Annotated in this window: 1 protein-coding gene; it reads left to right on the top strand. The window is 79.6% G+C overall.

Annotated features, from left to right (window positions below; translation table 11 throughout):
* The coding region (locus tag Q6969_RS16050) for an Asp23/Gls24 family envelope stress response protein (protein WP_396335567.1) at positions 1 to 699 on the top strand (699 nt) is incomplete at its 5' end.
* Between the last annotated feature and the right edge of the window lie 90 nt (positions 700 to 789).

The raw sequence follows: 789 nt of genomic DNA, 5'->3' as shown, positions 1-789 counted from the left end.
GCGCGGGGGCCGCCGGGCGCCCCCCCCCCCCCCCCCGCCGACCCGACGCCGTCGGCGGCTCCCGCTCCCACCGCCTCCGCCGAGCCGGTGCTGCCGGCCCCCGACGCGGATCCCGCGCACGACCCCGAGGGCGCGCCCCTCGACATGGCCGCGCTCGCCGACTACCTCGACGGCGGCCGCTCCCCGCGCATCGCCGCCTACGAGGACGACCCCGAGGCCCGCAACGCGCTCCGCGCCCTCGAGCACATGCGCGACCTCGGCCGCGAGCTCGTGCAGGTCGAGGCCGACGAGGCGGAGGCGCCCGGCGACGACTTCTTCCGCGGCGTGCTCTCCCACATCAGCCGGGAGTCCCGCGCCGGCCGCGACATCCCCCTCTCCCACCCGGACCCCTCGGTGAGCCTCGCGCTGACGGAGGGCGCCGTCCGCACCCTCGTCCGCCAGGCCGGCGACGAGGTCCCCGGCGTCCTCATCGGGCGCTGCACCCTCGACGGCGACGTCACCGTGCCCGGGGCGCCCGTGCGGGTCGCGCTCACCATGAGCGTCGTGTGGGGGGATCCGCTCCCCGAGCTGGCGCAGCGCGTGCGCGAGCGGGTGAACGCGGCGCTGCTGCGGCACACCGAGCTGCGCGTCGAGGGCATCGACGTGACCGTGGTCGACGTGCAGGCGCGCCCGGCGCCGGGCGGGGAGGCGGGACGATGAGCCTCGACGACGTGACGGCGACCCCGGCCGATGTGCCCGCCGCAGGGCCCGCGCCCGCCCCGGTCGTCGCCGCGACGCCCGCGCCCGTGC

Origin of the sequence: Clavibacter sp. MX14-G9D (genome assembly GCF_032917815.1) — a bacterium.
In the GTDB taxonomy this organism is placed as follows: Bacteria; Actinomycetota; Actinomycetes; order Actinomycetales; family Microbacteriaceae; genus Clavibacter; species Clavibacter michiganensis_K.
This window is presented reverse-complemented; position numbering and strand designations above follow the sequence as displayed.